We start from the raw sequence: 244 nt of genomic DNA, 5'->3' as shown, positions 1-244 counted from the left end.
AAATAAATCGTATTGATTGGAGCATTTTTCAACTATTTCCTTTCTTAACTTTCTCGCGTAGATTTCAGTAATGTCGAAATGAAGTTGCTCATGAGCAAGAACGCTACTGTCTCTTTCAGAAGATTTGAAATAGGAAAATTTAGGATTGAAATAGCTTTTAATAATCACCCTAGTTTTTCCTGTCCATATATTGACAGGGTTCTCTATTTTAAGTCCAGAAAATGTAGCTGCTTGGAAAGGTCTT

1 pseudogene is annotated in these 244 nt (G+C 33.6%); it reads right to left on the bottom strand.

What is annotated here, in order from left to right:
- A pseudogene (locus IV512_RS19835) lies at positions 1 to 244 on the bottom strand (hypothetical protein); the annotation flags it as partial.

This window comes from Pseudozobellia sp. WGM2 (assembly GCF_017810075.1).
Classification (GTDB): Bacteria; Bacteroidota; Bacteroidia; order Flavobacteriales; family Flavobacteriaceae; genus JADNYK01.
This window is presented reverse-complemented; position numbering and strand designations above follow the sequence as displayed.